Raw genomic sequence first — 16,548 nt, forward strand, 5'->3', positions numbered from 1 at the left:
AGTTGTCGTCGACCACTCAAGATAATTGTCGCTGGCCACCTTGGGGCTCCTCGGCCATTCGTTGCGCCAAGCGCAACAGCTGTCCTCGATCAAGATATATAGGCCCGTCTGTACTGGAGGCCGGTTTTGGCTGTTCCCCTCGCGAAGCCCCTCGCCGGATGTACGCCTGCCGAAAGGACACGCCTACAGGCCGCAGCCGCGCCAGCTTCTGCGCGCTATGCGGGCGGCGCAGCCTTCGCAGCGCTCTTGCGGGCGGCGGTCTTTCGCGCCGGACTCTTCGTCAGGAAGGACTCGCAGCACAGGATGAGCTCGCGGCCATACGCCCGCGAAGCGTCCCAGACGGCATTGGGATTCACCGCCAGGAGCATGTAAACGGCGTGCGCCGCCGCCACGACCAGAACCACGGTTGTCTTGTTGCCCAGTGGTGTCCCGAAATTCCATGAAGTCTGCCAAACGATGACCGCGCAAATCGCCACAACAAGCAGGTTCAGCACCAACGCCATCGCCTTCACGCCCAGCAGGTTTCGGCGAAAGCCATACGTGATGTTCTCGCCGAACAGGATCGGAAACTTCTTCGTGTCGCGGGTGTGTTGACGAAGCCAGTTTCCGCACTGGATATAGAAGGCGTCTGCGGCGGCTTGATCTGCGCTTTCCTCTGCCTGACTGGGCACCGCCGCGCCCAACTCGCCAGCCAGAAAGGCCCGGTATCGATCCTTTGAACCGGCATCGATTGTTGAGTCGTTCCTGCGGAACATGGTGATTGACGGCAGGCCACCCCGTTCGGCATGGAGCTTGCCCTCAATCGCCCGGCCACGAGCACGTGAAAAGTCAGCAATTGCCCACAAAAGCACAGGTATGCCCAGCGTTGTGATCGCGTTCGACAGTCCGAACGTCTTCCACGAGATCAGGAGCGTCAGCGCGGCGAGGGCTGGCGCCGCCGCGATGATTGCGGGGAACATCCGCGCCCGAATGGAGTAGGCGTCGAAAAACTTGAGCACTTCCATCACAGGCCCTCCACCTCGTGAGCGAATTCTTCCGCAACGATAGGAACCCCTCCGGGGTGACCGCCACCGGCAGCGTGCGAAATCCATATCGTGCGGGTGGAGTAGACTTTGAAGCCGCGCCGCATGAACGCATTCGTTACCTGTGCGCGCGGGTAGTCGTGCGCGTTTGACCCGACCGAACAGAACGCCGTACCGACCGCCGCAGCACCCTGGGGTTGCTTGTCGCCCAGCCACCTGTTCAAGACCGATGGGGTCACGTTGTGCCTGCTGCCATGGTGTGGCACCTGCACGAGCCGGGGCCTGTTCAACCCAAGTTGAGCGGCGTAGTTGGCCGCTTCCGTCAGCCCAATGGGGCCAACGTCAGCAGTAAGCAGCACAGGCTTGCTTCCAAGTACGGCGTACTGCACCACGCAGCTTTCATTGGATGCCGATGTTTCGGTGTTTTCAGCAAGCGTTTCGATGTCCCAGTTTTCCAGCAGCCTCTTTGCACCAGCCGCAATAGCCCGGAACAGCGGAAAGTTTCGCAGTCCAGCCGCCTCCGTGTGCCTGTCTGGCGTCTTCTCAAAATCCGGGAGCGAAGTGATGTATCGGTTTCTCGTGGGTGCCAGGACACTAAACGCGCCAATCTGCGCGCCTTGGAACACTTCATGGATCACGGTGCCCTTCCGGATCGCAAGCCGCTCAAGCTCCACCAGATACGGATGCCGCTCCTTGATATCGTCGATCAGGCCCTGCAACGTGAAGTTGCCGTGGAAGTGGTGAAGAATCTGGTCCGCGTACAGCCACGGCCTGTTCATCCACAGGTTATCGACGCGGAAATGCTCCATCACGCCAATGAGCCCGGTCGCATGATCCGTTGTCGGCGTGCGAGAGCACCATGTGGTTGACGAAGTACCCGGGGTAGTACCGGTTGATGTGGCGGATGATGGTGTTGGCCGTTTCGGTGCGGCCCCCATCGACCACGTGGAGGAGGTAGCCGTTGGTGTCGTCGCCGTAGCGGATCACGATTGCGTCGCCGGAACCCTCCCCCACGGGCAAGAAATCGACCTCATAGTTCATTTTTGTTGCTGCCCAATCGTTATCAGGCAGCAATCGTAACGTCATGTAGCAGCCCGCCTGGGCTGTCCTCCCTCCGATTGGGGAGGTGGCCGACGCCCAGCAGGACATGCGCAGGCTGCGGGCCTGTACATCGGTATGGAACACGGGCGGGCGACCAAGCAGGCGTTTATCCTGCCCAGCCCCATCAACAGGCCTCGTCGCGCCCTCATTCCGGACGGTCACCGCGCGGCGACAATGCCTTGGATAACCCCCGAAAGAACAAGAATGGACGAAACGAACGCGCGGACGGAACTTGAGACCGTTTATGTGCTTACGAATCCGGCCATGCCAGGCATCGTGAAGATTGGGATGACGCGGGCTTCGGACGTAGCCCAGCGTATCGCAACGCTGAGCGGCAATTCCTCCGTCCCACTTCCGTTCGAATGCGTTTATGCCTGCAACGTTCCGGACGCGCGAAAAGTGGAACAGGCGCTGCACGTCGCACTTGGACCGGACCGCATTAACCCGTCGCGCGAGTTTTTCCGCACCTCGCCCACCCAAGTCCTGGCCGTTCGGCGCTGCTTCACCAAGGCGTCGAAGTAACTGCGGAGGTTGAAGCCGAAGCCGAAGCGCAGACCGATCCTGAAGCGCTAGCGTCGGCGGTCAGGGACAAGCGAAAGATGCGGCCAAAGATCAACTATCTGGAAATTGGCTTGAAGGTGGGCGACGTGATCACGTTCAAAGACGGCATCACAACGGCGACCATTGCTGGGCCGCATACGGTGAACTACCAAGGTGCCGAATCCTCATTGCAGCGCGTCTCACGAAGACTGATGCCTGAATTGGGCGACAGAGGCGTGGAATCGAAAAGGCATTGGACCTTTGGAGGCCGCCTGCTGGCGGACCTGTACGAAGAATTTCACGGCGACGAAGAGTGAGAAGGATGACGCCAGAACAACAGGATGCGTGGTGGAAGCGGCGAACGGGCAAGGATGCCGAGACAGTTGAGCGTGGCGGCTCGTTCTGCCTGCCCGACAACACCGATGGCCCCTACGACGGACCCCCACCGCGCCGCCGCCAGTACTCGTCGCCCGTTTGGAAGGTGCTGTCCGCCCTGGCGATGCTGCTGCTTTTCATAGTTGTGCGCGCGGCGGCAGCGCGCAGTTAGAACGCCAATCCTCGCTCTGCGCGCGCGGCTATTCTTCCGCCGCTCCCCTGCTGGGCAGCGCCTTGAGATAGCGCGTGTATGCCCATCCCACAAACTCCTTACCCTTGGAGTCCCGGAACACGATGTGGGTCCAATCTCGGTCAACCCGAATGACCTCAACCAACTCCCCGCCGCGCACACTCCCAATGACCGGTGAGTTCGCTCGCGGATTCATGTGAACTTCTTGGGGCTTGATTGCGTATCGCCGGACGGACACGTATTCCCGAGCCAAGCCGAGCTTCCCGATTTCTTTGGCGACCTCCTTGGCCAGCGCGCGGCGGTCTTCCGCTTGGGCTGCCTTCGACAAGTAGTCCTTGACGTAGTAGTCGGTCGTGGATACCGACGCTGATATCAAGATCGTCTTCACCAGTTCGAAGACAAAATACCAGACGACCAGCTTGCCGAAGCCTTCGGCGCCCGACGCCATCATAAAGGCCTGAAGGAAGCCACCGAGAGCTGACGACGTGTCCGATTTTTCAGACTGTGATTCCGCGAGCGCCAGCTTGACGGCGGCTTGAATATCTGTTTGATTCGTCGCTTCCGCTGCAGAAGCGATGGTGGCGCTGAGATCTTTCCACTCGAATTTGTTGAGCGCGTCCGCAATGGTCGAAGTGGTAAACGACCGGAACATTTCTTCCGCGCGCTTCCGGCTTCCGCCAAGCATCTCTTCGATGTCCCCGATCTTGCTAGCCTTGTCGAAGCCGAAGATGCTGTCTTGGAGTTTCTTGATCTCGTCGACCTGCGAACTGAAGGGGTTCGTCAGGCTTGCAAATTCGGCCTTGTTCAACCCGAATGGCCGCGTCAGTCGGTCTATCGCCGCTGCATCAATTTGCAAGGTCCGCGTCAGCTCCTCCATTTCGGCGTGCTTGTCCCAAGCCAACGACCGAGTCAACCTTTCCATTTCCGCGACTTTGTCCAGCGCAAAGGGGCGCGCCAGCTTTTCCATTTCGGCAGTATGTCGAGCGATGGAGTTTGCCAACGCCATCTCCCTCTGGCCAATAGCCGCCATCTCTGAAATCATCTTGCCTTGAGCAAAGCCCGCTGGCAAAACGTTCCGGAACGACTCCATCAATGCCTTGGTTGGCTTTTCAATTTCCTCAAGCGCCCTGCGCATCTGCTCGCGTGTGTCCATGCGGTCCTTCTCCTCGGTCCGCAATGGTACTCATGGCCGAGCGTCAGGGTTGGCCCCCCAAGCCCGCCCCACATCGACAAGCCCGATTCGGCACGGGATTTTCGGAGGGGAGTTAGGCGCTGCGCACTGCACAGCCCATTGCCGCCGCAAGTCATAGGTTCGAGGGACTAACGTCTGACGCTGGCGCAACGCCTTGCAGAATCCGCTGCACAGCAAAAGCGAGGGAAATCCGATGAAGCTTGCCGTCGCCGTTTCTACTGCCGCTCATTAAGGTGGCGCGCACACACACGCCCATCTCCCCTGGCTCGCGCTTCGGACGCCTCATCGTTGATGCGCTGGTGGAGGGCGGGCCTCGCCATCGCTACAGCTGCGTGTGCGACTGCGGCAACACCGCCGCCAGCGTGCGAGCGTCCTACCTCAGAAAAGGCGTCACCCGGAGTTGCGGTTGTCTTCAGGAGGAGATGCACGCAGGTCGCAGGCCGAACCTCCAGCCCTCGCCGTCGGCAGCACCCACGGCCGCCTCACTGTGACTGGCGCCTACAAGCGAGACCGGCAGGGTATCTGGCACTATCACGTGCAATGCGAGTGCGGCACGACCAAAACCGCGCGTGAGGACAACCTCATGAGCGGCAATACCTCCAGCTGTGGGTGCGCGAAGCGTGGATCACGCACCCACCGAGAGGCAGCGCTGAAAGCGCCATCACCTACATCTTCATCGCATACAGGCGCGGCGCGCGCCAGCGCGGCCACACTTGGGACCCGACGCGTGAGCAGTTGGCCGCGCTTATCGTGGGCGACTGCCACTACTGCGGCGCACCACCGGCCACGCTCAAGAAGACTTCGCTGGGCCCCTTCCTGTGGAACGGCATCGACCGGTTGCAGATCGACCAAGGCTACGCACCCGGCAACCTCGTCACCTGCTGCCGCACCTGCAACACTGCGAAGAACACCATGACGTTGGAGGCCTTCGCGCATTGGGTGCAGCGCATCGCCAGCAAGGTGCACCACTGGCACTCGACATGAAAGAATCGAAGCCCGTTAGGGCTTGCTCGCGAGTCGCCCATGGAGGAACTTGCCCGCGCCGCCCCCTAGCTCGCTGCGGTCGATGAGCTTGCCTTGAAACTGGAAGTCCTGATCAATGCTGACGATCAGTAACTGCTCAAAGTTTCCTTGGCGCTTGACCAGTACGCGGTCGCTGGCCTTCTCAGGCGAGATGGATTTTACCTCAACAAGCTTGCCATCGATCGTGCCGTCAGAGCCCGGCGCGTGGGTCGCATGGCGGCGAAGTCCAAACTTGATCTCTGCGTAGATTTCTCCAAGTTCGCCCCAGACCTGTAGGTATCTGCCGGTGTTCTCGAAGTGCCGTGCCGCGCAGTCAACCAAATCTTCGAAGATTTCTGTCTGTTCAAGGATGCTGAACGGAAAGCCTTCTCTGCTCCGGGTGGGCTCAACAGAGGAGGCATCCTCGTGTGGTTCGTCTTCAAGCTGCTCTTCGACCCACTCGCGGTCTATGCGCTCCCACTCCCAAGGCGCTGCGCCGGAGCCAGCGGCATCGGCGATTTCCTGTGGGCTGTAGCCACGGTCATTCATCTCGTACAGAAAATCCCAGTCGCTCACGTTTCCTTCTCCTTCGTCCAACTCCTGCCCGATTGTTGACCACTAGGCAGCCGTTGGACGTTGCCAACCCGCAACGTATTGCGCGGCTTGCTTCAGGGCTGTGTCGCGCGGGATTTTGGGAAGGGGATTCAGCGCCGCGCACTACGAAGCCCCAATGCTTCCAGAGGTCATAGGGCCAAGGGCAAAACGTCAATGCGATGACGTAGGGATACCACCTCAATGGGGCGCACACAGCAGGACACGCGCAGGCGGCGGGCTGGTACATCCGTATGGGCGCGCTCGCCGCGACCAATCAGGCGTTGATCCTCCCCAGCCCCGTAGACCGACGTGTACACGCGCGCTGGCGCCCCGTCTATCTGAACAGTCACAGCGTCTCTCTTCTGCCTGGGGTCGGTCTGCTGATGCTGCATTCTTTCACCCAAAGAACTCGATCACGCGGCGAATGAGCGGCTCATCTAAATGGTCTGACTTGCACGCCTCGCCATAGAGCCTGCCGCGCAGGTAAGCCTGATCCCCAGCCCAACCGGCATGCTCGGTCAAGTCGATGGTGTTGGCGGCGATTAGCTGAAGCTCGCGTTCGACAAGGGGAAGCTCCGCCCGGATGACCTCTTGGGCCTTCGCAAAACCGGCTTTCCACCTGCCGCCTGAATGATCCGGAGCATGGGAACGCAATCCGCCGCAGGTTTGGACTTCTGAAGCTCCGCCCAATACGCGCCGGATACATAAGCGCGAAGGAAGACGATCAGTGCCAGATTGCCAGCATCCTTGGCGAGGAGCCCGGCTGGCAGCGCTTCAATGCGGGCGATTGCATCGTCCACCTCGCCCACGTTAGCTACTGGCGATGACCGCCACGATCTCTGGAGCCGGTGCGTCGGCAGCTGGACACGGAGACCCGTTGTTAGGTTGACGACATCAATGTCCGCAGTGGATCGCATGCTCAGGCAATCCTTCTTGACAGCAATGTGAAGCTCCAGCGATTCGTCCAGCACCACTGGGCCGCTCGGCATATCGAGCATCACCTTCAGTCGGCGCATTTTTAAGCGGCACGCCCCTCCTCCACGAAGCGAACCGAACCGAATCAACCGTCAGGCATTGCTGCGCGGCCAACACGCATTCGTACAGGTGCCGCCCTGCGAAGACTTGGCTTGTTTGGCCGTTGGGGTCTTCGACAGCCAAAAGCCGCTGGGCGTGCGCGCCCTTCCCGTCATCGCGCTCCAGATAATTCTCAAAGACCAGCAACCGCGGCCCCTCCAACACTGCACGGAATGTGATGTCCTCTTGGTCGTTCATCGCGGGCCTTTCCGGGGGGTTTTTGGCAAGACGCGCGGAGAGGCCCAGCCGTGCCACAGTTCATAGGTTCGAAGGGATAACGTCTAAACCCCGGTACGCTTGTCTGAGCCGGTCCGGTAGCGGATGACTGCTATCAGCTCTAGCGCAGACGTGTAGCTCGCAGGGGTCGAACTTCTGCAACGGTTGCAAGAAGGGTCGAAGGTTGGCTGAGCAGCTGCGTCGTCATGGTGCCCGGACCTGTGGTGGCGGCGCACGGATCGGCTGCCCGCGAGCCAACGTCAGCAAGACGATCATCGCAGCGCCGCAGTGCATGCAGACGAAGGTCGGTGGAGGATGGCAAGGCTCGGCATCCAGGCTCGCGATCTGCGTGACCGCGTCAGCCTCTTGCCCCAGCAGTTCGCGGATGCGCGCCAGGTTGGCCGTGCGGTTGCCGTTGGCCAGAAGCCCGTAGTGTCGGATGCGGTGGAAGCCGCCCGGCAGAACATGCAGCAGGAAGCGGCGCATGAACTCATCGGCATCGAGCGTCATCGTCTTGCGCCGAGTGCGCCCCTTGGCCCGATAGTCCTTCCAACGGAAGGTGACGCCTTGTTCGTCCATGGCAACAAGCCGGCTGTTGGAGATGGCGACGCGGTGCGTGTAGCGGGACAAGTAGGCCAGCACCGCTTCGGGTCCGGCGAACGGTCGTTTGGCGTAGACGACCCATTCGCACTTGCGCAGCGGCGCGAGCCAGGCCGCAAAGGCATTCGCGTCGGCCAGCGCGGCGAACTCGCCGAAGAACCGCAGGCGGCCCGCGCGATGCAGCTGTCCGAGCGCTTCGAGGAAGCGCCTTCTGAACAGGCGAGACAGCACCCGCACGGACAGGAAGAAGCCGGGCTTGCAGGCGACCCAGCGCCCGCCATCCGGCGACAGACCTCCGCCCGGCACGATACCGTGCACATGCGGGTGGTGCGTCAGTGCCGATCCCCACGTGTGCAGCACCAGGGTCGCACCGATGCTCGCCAAGGTGCTTGGGATCGGCTGCGATGGTCAACAAGGTCTGGGCGGCCGTGTCGAACAGCAAGGCGTAGATCTCGGCCTTGTTGCAGTAGGCGATGGCGCTGATCGGCGCCGGCAAGGTGAAGACGACGTGGTAGTAGTCCACGGGCAGCAGATCGGCCTGGCGCGCCTGGAGCCAGCGCTGCGCCGCACTGGCTTGGCACTTCGGGCAATGCCGGTTGCGGCACGAGTTGTAGGCGATCTGATCCTGCCCGCAGCCTTCGCAATGCAACACGTGGCCTCCCAGCGCCGCGCTGCGGCACTGCTCGATGGCCGACATGACCTTGAGTTGGCCCAGGCTCAGGTGACCACGCTGCGCCTTGCGCCAATCGGGGCCGTGGGTGCGGAAGATGTCGGCGACTTCCAGGGCGCGGTGCGCCATGGAGACGACCTACGCAGACAGCTTCTCCAGCGGACTGACGACCTCGCGCAGGACTTCGGTGGCCACGTGCGTGTAGACCGTCGTGGTCTCCAGCTTCTTGTGGCCGAGCATCACCTGGATCACACGGATGTCCACCTTCTGCTCCAGCAGGTGCGTGGCGAAGCTGTGGCGCAGCGTATGCATGGTGACGCGCTTGTCGATCTTGGCCGTTGCGGCGGCGTCATGGACTGCCCGGTTGAGCTGGCGCGCGGTCAAGGGATCGACCGGGTTCTGCCCGGGGAACAGCCAACCGTTGGGCAGCATCTTGCCCATCGCATTGGCATATCGCCACCAGGCCCGCAGCCGCTCCAGCAGAACAGGCGAGAGCATCGCGTAGCGATCCTTGCGACCCTTGCCCTGCTCGACGCGCAGGGTCATGCGCTGGCTGTCGATGTCGCCGACCTTCAGCGCAACGATCTCGCTGACCCGCAGACCGGTGCCGTAGGCGATGGACAGTGCCGTGTGGTACTTGAGGTTGGAGGCCGCCGCGATCAGGCGTGCGGCCTCGTCGCGGCTGAGCACCACCGGCAGCTTCTGCGGCACATGTACGTAGCTCATCCTCTCGACCAGTTCGCCGCGATGGAGCGTGACGTCGAAGAAGAACTTCAGGCCGGTGATGGTGGCGTTGAGCGTGATCGGCGAGACGCCCCGGTCGACCAGGTGCAGTTGGAAGCGTCGCAGATCCTCCGCGGTGGCCGTGTCGGGGGAGCGCTGAAGGAAGCTCGCGAGGTAACGCACGGCTCGAACGTACGCAGATTGCGTCTGGGGGCCGAGCTTGCGCATGCGCATGTCGTCGAGCAAGCGCTGGCGCAGTGGCGAAACCACCGGTGTCGAAGGGATCATGATCGTGCTCCTGTCGAAGAACGAGGCCGATTGCCTCGGTTCCCAACATAGACAGGGGCGCGATATTTGTTAGATCACAGACTGTGCGGCGGGCTACCGCGCGAGCGGTTTAGTCCATGAGTCTTTAGGAGACCTTCACCCCGAAAACGGTCACGGCTGGAAACCGCACCGTCACTTATAGTTCTTCCCGCATGGAGAAGGCTCGGGCTGTCGCCGCATACGTTCCCTCGCCCGGGCAGCACAAGTAGGGCCTGCCGGCCACCGCCGCGCTGCGCCTCACCGCGTCTGCTGCCTTGACGGCTCCTTGGTGGTGCGATCCAGCGCCCGGCTTTTGGCCTGCTCTCTCCAGCGGTCAGCCATTCGTTGCGCATCAGTCTGTACGACCGGCATGCACGCGAGGAAGCGCTCGACCTGTGCGGCCAGATCACCTTCGCCCTGTTTTTGAAGCGCCTCCGCCGTTGTTCGCCAGTCCATCACCACCTCTTGCCGGGTGCCCTGCATCGCCGCCTCGCCAGCGTCCAGGGTACGCCCACCCGACCGGAGAACCTGCAGCACGCGGTTTAGTTTGGCGCGCATGAAGGTCGAGGTCTTCGGCGGCCGACGCCTGGCCCGTTCGCTGCTCTGCAACTGCCCGAACGCCCGAAGCGCCCGCAGCCGATGATGGATCGCATCGCGATGCGGCCGCCGAATCTGCCCCCGCACCTGACGTGGCGTCGCATTGGCCGCCACGCCCTGTTCGCGCATGAGGGCCGCGAACTGTTCGCGCCACTGCCGCAGCGTGTCCTTGCGGACGTAGAGGCGCTTGGAAGGCTCGAACTCGTGCTCGCACTTGACCACGAGGTGCACGTGTGGGTGCGGCTGGTCCGTGTGCAGCACCATGGCGTAGCGGTACTGCAGCGCGAAGTTCTCGCGCGCGAACACGCGCGCCGCAGCCAGCACCTTCGTCGCCGGCGTGCCCGCCGGCATCGACAGCACGATGTTGTGGACTAGCTTCGCACGGGTGTCCTTCTGGCCCTCGGCCGGCTTGGGCTTGTACTGGCTTCTGCAAAGGTCCAGCTGCCAGTCGGCCATGATTTCCTTGGCGGCGCCCCGGCCCTGCAGCGTCAGCCCCTCGTCGGTCTCCATCGGCAGCTTGCCGTGCCGGCCGATGTAGCGCAGGTGCGCATCGACGCTACCGGTGTCCCGCCCGCCGCCGGAGACCTTCACCATCACCTCGGGCGTGCGACCCACGGTCCGCTGAATCTGCGCGATCTGGTCGGCGCCGAAGCGAAGCGTGCCGCTCGGTCCACGCCGGCCGTAGCTCACGATGTCAAGCGCCATGTCGCGCGCTCCGCCGGCCGGCCCGCCTCTGCTTCGTCCCAACCTCATGGTCTGCTTAGGCATGGTCAATCTCACTGCCGGTCTCCCAACTGAGCAGGTTCCGACGCACGATGGCAGCCGTAGTTTCGCGAGCCGCCTCGATCTCCCGCCGGGCCAGCGCGATCGCGTCGTGCAGTTCCGACGCCGCCGGCTCCGCCAAGGTATTCGGCATGCCGAGCATTCGAAGCTGCCGCCCGAGCGCAGCCAGTTGCGCGCCGGTCGCCTTGATCAGGTCCAGCTCGTTCGGCGGGAGCACCGCCGAACCACGAACATGGTTGTGGATCAGTAGGGCCAGGTAGCTGCCGGTCTTCATCCCACGGGCACAGGCCCGCTCTGTCGCCAACGTTCGATCGCCCTTGCGAAGCCGCAGCGTGATGCGATCCTCTGCGGCACCATCAGCGGACGAAACTCGCCCGGCCCGTTGCTCGCCCGATTCGCGCGCCACCGGGCCATTGGCCTTCAGCACTTCGTCGACCAGCTTGGCGAGCAGACCCGACTCGCTGAGCTGATGGCGCGCGGCCAGGGCGGCGAATCGCGCCCTCAAGTCGGACGACACCCTGATCCCAATCACGCTCGATCGAGAGGTCTTGGTCATCGAAACATCATGGCTGTTAACAATGTCTGACGGCAGTCTATCCTGCCCTCAACACCGCACAAGGCCTTGGGTGTCGGCATGCCGACACCCTCCATCCGCACAGCACCGACAGTTCAAGCTTGACGCGCTTTTCTGATCGCCGAGCTCGCGCCGGGCTGGCTCGAAGAGACAGAGGTCCGCCATCACCGATGACAGGTCTCCAACGACTTCATGGCCCTGCCCTCGAGGCCTCATATCGGACAGGGTGTCGGCATGCCGACACTTTCAGTCTTGCCATCGTTGCGCCAGCCGCCGCGCCTGCTGCACGGCGTACTCCGCATCGCGCAGGAACTCGGCGATCAGGCTGAGCGTCGGATCGTCGCCATGGCGCTCCTGCGTGTGCTCCACGCCGAGCACGGCCAGTTGCAGCACCTCGTCGCACTCGCAGGTGCGGCGGTACAGGCACCGGCCCTCGAACCGGGACAGCGGCCCGGCCCGATCGGCGGATGACGCGGCGTTAGCGCCGCCGGCTGTGCGGTTCATGGCGATCGATCCTGGCGGTGTTGCCGCCGGATGGAGGACTGTGCCTCATCGGTTTTTCCCAGCGGTACCGGCGTCAGGTCGCGCGTGCTGCCAATGCCCTCCAGGACGGGCTGGAACCGAGTAGCAAAGGCGCCGTGGATCGGGGCGCGGGCACGCTCGGGCGCTGTGGGCCAAGCGGCGAGGCCAAGGATGGCCAACAGCGCTGCGATACCGCAGGCGGTGGCCAGGACCGTGATTCGTGCGTTCATGTGAGCCTCCATGGAAATCGTCGATGGGATGGGCTGATAAGAGAGAAAGAGAGGCAGCGCGCCGCGCGAAGCGCCGGCGGCGCGCCGTCCTCGCTAGGCGTCGTCTTCGGGTGTGCGCGGCTGCGCGCCCAGGGAACGCAGCGGCGCAGGCAGCCAGCGCGCGCCTTCCAGCTTGCTGGCGCAGTGCGCCACCGCATCGGGCTTCTTCATCCCGGCCACGGCCCGGGTGGCATCGCTGCCGGTGGCTTCCTTCACGGCCTCCAGTGCCTTGGCCTTGCTCACGCGGCCGAGGTAGTTCGCGACAGTCGGCACCCACCAGTCGGCCATGTCCACGCCCAAGGCTTCGGCGAGAGCATCGCTGTGGTTGTAGGAGCGCGGGCGGCCGGCGACGGCATTGACGCTACGCGCCGTGCAGTACGCAAGCAGTTCGAGCAGCGTCTCTTGGGGTTGGGCCAACAACCATCGGAACAATGCATCAGGGCTTCCCGGCAGGCGGTCACCCCACTCCGTCTCTGCGCCGCCAAGCACCGTCGCCGCAGGACTCTCCGAATACTCGCTCGCCTCCTGCGCCAAGGTGCTGTCGCCCGTCACGCGAACGGACACCTTCACGATGTCGTCGCCTGACCCGTAGAGTCCGAACACTGTCTCTGCCATCCGGTGCACCAGCGTCACCAGCGCGATGTGGGGGTTCTGCACCAGCGCGGCCTGGATCGCCGCCGTCCGATGCGAAGTGAGATCGCGCATGAGCTTCTCGCTGAACTCCGGACGTGAGGTCGAAGGCAGGTCGCGAGGTGCCGATTCATCCTCCCCGCCCTCCTCTGCGCCTGCCCCTGCGCCTGCCCCTGCGCCTGCCCCGGCGGCCGCCGCCTTGCGGTCGCTCGGACGAAGGAGGCCACGGTCGATCACGACATCGCCACGGCTGTCGAGCCGGATCAGTGCCCCCGCGATCGCGAGCCGTTCGGCTGACCATTGCCAGAGTCGCTCGCTGGCGGCTTCGAGCTTTTGTTCGGCCGTGTCGAGCGCTTCGCACAATTGCTGTTCGACCAGCTCGAAATCCTCGGCGTCGGGGTCGCCCTCATCCTGATGCCGATCGTAGGCTTGCGCGTGGGCGCGTTGGTCGGCGGTGAGTTGCTCGATCAGCGCGGCTTCTTCGACAGTCGGTTCGCGCCGTTCCCTGTCCGCACGGCCATAGCCGCGCCACGGGGTCGTGTCGACGTCGAGCGAGCATTCCACCCATGACCAGCCCTCCTCCTTGATCCCCGCGGCAACACCGCGCAGCTTGTCGACGGCAAGCGTCTGCAGCAGTTGCGGGTTGTCCAGGTAGATCCCGCCGAGGTCATCCAGGGAAGCGAACAGGTCGCGTCGCACCGTGCCGCCCTCGGCTTCGTAGGCGTCGAGCCCGACGAAGCGCGCCAGCCGGCTGTCCGCGCTGCAGGCCTCCGCCGTCACGGCGTTGCGGATGCGCCAGGCGCTGCGGTCGTAGACGCTCAGGCCGTCCCAGACGGCCTCCTGCGCCGCCTGCTCGTCGATCAACGCGAGTGCCTGCAGTTGTTCGGGCTCAATCTCGTCGGCGCGGTACAGGTCCAGAAAGCGGGGCGCGAGTCGTGCCAGCTTGAGCCTGCGTTCCACCGTCAGCGGCGAAACGCCGAACCGGCCCGCAACCTGGGCGGCCGTCAGGCCTTCGTCAATCAACTGCTTGAAGGCTTCCATCTGGTCGGCCGGATGCATGGCTTAGGTCATGTTGGCGAGTGTCCTTTTTGAGGCCGAGGTTTGCTGCACCTGGATCTTCATCGTGGGATCTCAGTGCTATGTGTCCTTTTTGGTGATCGGCAGCGCTCACTTGGCGCCACGCGGCACCAAGGCTACGGGCTTGCGCACGGCATCCCGCTCCTGAAGCAAGCGAGCGTTGAGCTTCTGGTACCTTGCCGCGGTGGACTCGGCCTCCATGGCCCGCTTGAGCAGCGCGGCGTTCTCGGTGGCAAGGAGACGTTGCTGCTTGCTCAGCATGTCGATCACCGCACGCTGCTGGGCCAGCTTGTCCTCCCAGGTATCCAGCCTTTGGGGCACCAGCTGTTGTGCCGCGGCCTGCCGCAACGCATCGATGATCGCCCGATGGTTGGTGTAGATCGCGTTGCGGGCCACACCAGCCTCGCGCGCAAGGCGAGCCACGCTGAACCGGTCGCGGTCACTGCGCAACGCCGGATCGGACCCAATCTGGATCAACCGTTCGAGCGCCTCGCACAGCTTGCGGTGCGTCTGCGCCAACCGCTTCTCGTAAGGGCCAGGAGCCGACGAGCGGCCTGCCGTGCCGATGGGGTCACGAGCCATGCGCGGCTTCCTCGTCGCCATCGAGCTGCGCCAGAATCCGTTCGCATTCGTTCACGCGGGCCTGCGCCAACGCCCGGCTCTCGGCATCGAGGCGATGGTCCTGCATCAGGGCGAGGTTGCGGGCCCGGCGGGCCTCCCAGACCGGACGATGCCTGGACGTGACCGCGAAGTTGGAACACGATGCGCACGCACTCTGTGTGCGCAGCAACGGATTGGGCCCTCTTTCTCCTCCCAGACACGCCGAGGTTTCGCTGCGGTACACGCAGTACCCCCAGTCGCATGCGCCCAGGCGGAGGTCCGTCTCCGCCATCAGGAATTCGACGTACGCCTGCACTCCCGCCTCGCGTGTGCGGCCCCTGAACTCGGAGCGGGCCGCCATCATGCGTCCGGCCTTGCCGCCAAGCGACACGGCCGTGAGCAGTTCCTCCAACGCGGCGCGTGTCTCATCGCGCGCATGACGATCAATCAGCTCATCGAGCACGAAGTCCGTGCCAACGTAGCCTCGGTCGGTCATCACCCGGCTCACATGTCCGAAGTGCACTCGCAACGCATCCAACCCCGTTCGGTCTCGCTTGCCCACGAAGCGCGCGAAGGTCTTGCGGCCCTGATGGGTGTTCAGGTGCCAGGCAACGCCCCGGTACTGCGGCAGGTCGATGAAGACGGCGAACCCCTTGTTCAGGCGGCCGATGATCGTCTGCACGCCCGGCACGCGGATGCGCGCGGCAGGGCCTGCCAGGCCCGTACTGTCCGGGGACAGCCAGAGGTCCGTGCGCCCAGTGCGCTGGCGCAGCGGCGCCGACAGTTGCTCCATCACCGCGATGGCCCGCTCCACGGCAGGCGGCGCCGGCCAGCGATGCGCCTGGCCACTCTCGGCCCGTGCCGTCTTGTAGATGCGTCCTGCCAAGTAGGCGAACTGCTCCGTGCCATCGGCCGAAGGATGCCGCTCGATGCAGCCGGCCTGCAGGCCCAGGATCTCGGACACCCGTGCGCCGACGAGGTAGGCCACCACGATGAAGCAGGCTTCAGCGATGCGGTCCACCAGCGCGCGCACCCGCTTGGTGCTGGTCACGGGCGCGGCCTGCCACGGCCGGGCCTCGTCTGGCAGCGTCGAGAAGCTGAAGTTCGCGATGGCGTCGACGACCCTGAAGCCCGCCTTGGTCTGGCTCACGCCCGCGGCCAGCGCCGCGTCGTAGGCCGCCTGTGCCCGATGCCACAGCGCAATGACGTCGCTGGCCGGCGTGCCGATCAGGCGCAGCGCTGCCGACACCAGGGGCACGGCGATCTCGTCGGGGGTATAGGGCAGCCATCCTCGATCATGCTTGGACAGGCGCTGCAGCAGCACGGGAACCGGCTCGTCGATCGCCACGTCGGGCAGGCGGCCGCCCTGCAGGTACAGCAGGTGCAGCACGCCGCGGTAGGTGCCCAGGGTCGCTGCCGACAGAGGCTTTCCTTCCTTCATCCCGGGACGCCGAGCCACGTCGGCGAAGAACTCCAGGGCTGTGTCGCGGCTCAGGTCGGCGAAGCAGCGCATGCCCCGTGCGGCCATCCAACGCACCAGCAGGCGCAGCACGCGGAAGGTGGACACGAGCGTGCCGTCATGCACATGCTTGCGCCCCGGCGGTGGATCCACCTTGAGACTCCACAGGAAACGCTTGGCCGCGCGCGACCAGGCATGCCATTGCGGATCGCTGAAGCGGCTGTCGTCATGCAGCCGGAAGCTCCAGTCCAGGGAGAAGTCGCTGGGGTTGGCACCGGGCCGCAGTCCATCCAGATGCCAGACGACATCCGTCAGCACGGAGCGCGTTGACACCCTTGTTTCATCCTCGATGGGCGTCGGGGCAGGACGAGCGCGCGCGGAGGGCATGTTCACTCCAGCATCGGCAGCGGCGGGAGCCGCTTGGCCAACATG

At 63.9% G+C, this 16,548-nt stretch carries 20 protein-coding genes and 1 pseudogene; 4 read left to right on the plus strand and 17 right to left on the minus strand.

The annotated features are described in order from the left end of the window. Positions 1-215: 215 nt before the first annotated feature. The 3 genes from APY03_RS18865 to APY03_RS18875 are packed head-to-tail and all read right to left on the minus strand — an operon-like array spanning position 216 to position 2,063. Positions 216-1,004: a hypothetical protein gene (locus tag APY03_RS18865; RefSeq protein ID WP_232081451.1), complete on the minus strand. Its 789-nt coding sequence runs from the start codon at positions 1,002-1,004 to the stop codon at positions 216-218. After that, positions 1,004-1,831 carry a hypothetical protein gene (locus APY03_RS18870; RefSeq protein WP_146039712.1) on the minus strand — a complete coding sequence of 276 codons (828 nt, stop codon included), beginning with the start codon at positions 1,829-1,831 and terminating at the stop codon, positions 1,004-1,006. Before APY03_RS18870 ends, APY03_RS18865 begins: the two co-directional genes overlap by 1 nt. Then, on the minus strand, positions 1,809-2,063 hold the full coding sequence (locus APY03_RS18875) for a hypothetical protein (RefSeq protein ID WP_068678991.1): 255 nt from the start codon (positions 2,061-2,063) through the stop codon (positions 1,809-1,811). The genes APY03_RS18870 and APY03_RS18875 overlap by 23 nt, the downstream gene beginning before the upstream one ends. A gap of 264 nt (positions 2,064-2,327) precedes the next feature. On the opposite strand from APY03_RS18875, the gene APY03_RS40365 reads away from it, so the two are divergent. The 3 genes from APY03_RS40365 to APY03_RS18885 all read left to right on the plus strand — a co-directional run bounded on the left by APY03_RS40365 (position 2,328) and on the right by APY03_RS18885 (position 3,210). Beyond that, positions 2,328-2,645, plus strand: a complete 318-nt coding sequence (locus tag APY03_RS40365) for a GIY-YIG nuclease family protein (protein ID WP_162487270.1) — start codon at positions 2,328-2,330, stop codon at positions 2,643-2,645. A gap of 77 nt (positions 2,646-2,722) precedes the next feature. Then, complete coding sequence (locus APY03_RS40370) at positions 2,723-2,980, plus strand: hypothetical protein (RefSeq protein WP_083944468.1); 258 nt, start codon at positions 2,723-2,725, stop codon at positions 2,978-2,980. Positions 2,981-2,985: 5 nt separating this feature from the next. Beyond that, positions 2,986-3,210 (plus strand): hypothetical protein, encoded by a 225-nt coding sequence (locus APY03_RS18885; protein WP_068678993.1) that lies wholly within the window; start codon positions 2,986-2,988, stop codon positions 3,208-3,210. Positions 3,211-3,238: 28 nt separating this feature from the next. Here the strand turns inward: APY03_RS18885 and APY03_RS18890 are convergent, their stop codons facing one another. Continuing rightward, positions 3,239-4,381, minus strand: a complete 1,143-nt coding sequence (locus tag APY03_RS18890) for an SH3 domain-containing protein (RefSeq protein ID WP_146039713.1) — start codon at positions 4,379-4,381, stop codon at positions 3,239-3,241. A 648-nt stretch (positions 4,382-5,029) separates the two neighbouring features. Between APY03_RS18890 and APY03_RS18895 the strand changes: the two genes are divergently transcribed. Continuing rightward, a complete protein-coding gene (locus APY03_RS18895; protein WP_068678997.1) occupies positions 5,030-5,404 on the plus strand; it encodes an HNH endonuclease in 375 nt (124 codons plus the stop codon). A gap of 15 nt (positions 5,405-5,419) precedes the next feature. Here APY03_RS18895 and APY03_RS18900 read toward each other — a convergent pair whose 3' ends face one another. From APY03_RS18900 to APY03_RS18950, 13 genes and pseudogenes are all read right to left on the minus strand, one after another. Continuing rightward, positions 5,420-5,998: a hypothetical protein gene (locus tag APY03_RS18900; protein WP_068678999.1), complete on the minus strand. Its 579-nt coding sequence runs from the start codon at positions 5,996-5,998 to the stop codon at positions 5,420-5,422. Positions 5,999-6,412: 414 nt separating this feature from the next. Next, the gene (locus APY03_RS44085) at positions 6,413-6,670 is read right to left on the minus strand and encodes a hypothetical protein (protein ID WP_232324335.1); all 258 of its coding nucleotides are present in this window, start codon (positions 6,668-6,670) and stop codon (positions 6,413-6,415) included. Continuing rightward, positions 6,559-7,014, minus strand: coding sequence for a baseplate hub protein (locus APY03_RS45680; protein ID WP_443082832.1), 456 nt, complete (start codon positions 7,012-7,014; stop codon positions 6,559-6,561). The genes APY03_RS44085 and APY03_RS45680 overlap by 112 nt, the downstream gene beginning before the upstream one ends. Beyond that, positions 6,911-7,288, minus strand: a complete 378-nt coding sequence (locus APY03_RS41625) for a hypothetical protein (protein ID WP_157103427.1) — start codon at positions 7,286-7,288, stop codon at positions 6,911-6,913. The genes APY03_RS45680 and APY03_RS41625 overlap by 104 nt, the downstream gene beginning before the upstream one ends. A 222-nt stretch (positions 7,289-7,510) precedes the next feature. Then, positions 7,511-8,705, minus strand: a pseudogene (locus APY03_RS18910) (IS91 family transposase). A gap of 9 nt (positions 8,706-8,714) precedes the next feature. Continuing rightward, positions 8,715-9,587, minus strand: coding sequence for a tyrosine-type recombinase/integrase (locus tag APY03_RS18915; RefSeq protein WP_068679003.1), 873 nt, complete (start codon positions 9,585-9,587; stop codon positions 8,715-8,717). Between the two features lie 276 nt (positions 9,588-9,863). Continuing rightward, complete coding sequence (locus APY03_RS18920) at positions 9,864-10,955, minus strand: relaxase/mobilization nuclease domain-containing protein (protein ID WP_068679005.1); 1,092 nt, start codon at positions 10,953-10,955, stop codon at positions 9,864-9,866. Between the two features lie 7 nt (positions 10,956-10,962). Beyond that, complete coding sequence (locus APY03_RS44090) at positions 10,963-11,541, minus strand: hypothetical protein (RefSeq protein WP_232081452.1); 579 nt, start codon at positions 11,539-11,541, stop codon at positions 10,963-10,965. Positions 11,542-11,805: 264 nt separating this feature from the next. After that, on the minus strand, positions 11,806-12,063 hold the full coding sequence (locus APY03_RS18930; RefSeq protein ID WP_068679007.1) for a hypothetical protein: 258 nt from the start codon (positions 12,061-12,063) through the stop codon (positions 11,806-11,808). Further along, positions 12,060-12,311: a hypothetical protein gene (locus tag APY03_RS18935; RefSeq protein ID WP_068679009.1), complete on the minus strand. Its 252-nt coding sequence runs from the start codon at positions 12,309-12,311 to the stop codon at positions 12,060-12,062. The genes APY03_RS18930 and APY03_RS18935 overlap by 4 nt, the downstream gene beginning before the upstream one ends. 93 nt (positions 12,312-12,404) lie before the next feature. Beyond that, positions 12,405-14,039: a ParB/RepB/Spo0J family partition protein gene (locus tag APY03_RS18940; protein WP_068679011.1), complete on the minus strand. Its 1,635-nt coding sequence runs from the start codon at positions 14,037-14,039 to the stop codon at positions 12,405-12,407. A 108-nt stretch (positions 14,040-14,147) separates the two neighbouring features. Beyond that, on the minus strand, positions 14,148-14,639 hold the full coding sequence (locus APY03_RS18945) for a hypothetical protein (RefSeq protein WP_068679013.1): 492 nt from the start codon (positions 14,637-14,639) through the stop codon (positions 14,148-14,150). Continuing rightward, the gene (locus APY03_RS18950) at positions 14,629-16,449 is read right to left on the minus strand and encodes a hypothetical protein (RefSeq protein ID WP_206605934.1); all 1,821 of its coding nucleotides are present in this window, start codon (positions 16,447-16,449) and stop codon (positions 14,629-14,631) included. Before APY03_RS18950 ends, APY03_RS18945 begins: the two co-directional genes overlap by 11 nt. Positions 16,450-16,548: the final 99 nt, after the last annotated feature.

The organism is Variovorax sp. WDL1 (assembly GCF_001541225.1).
GTDB lineage: Bacteria > Pseudomonadota > Gammaproteobacteria > Burkholderiales > Burkholderiaceae_C > Variovorax.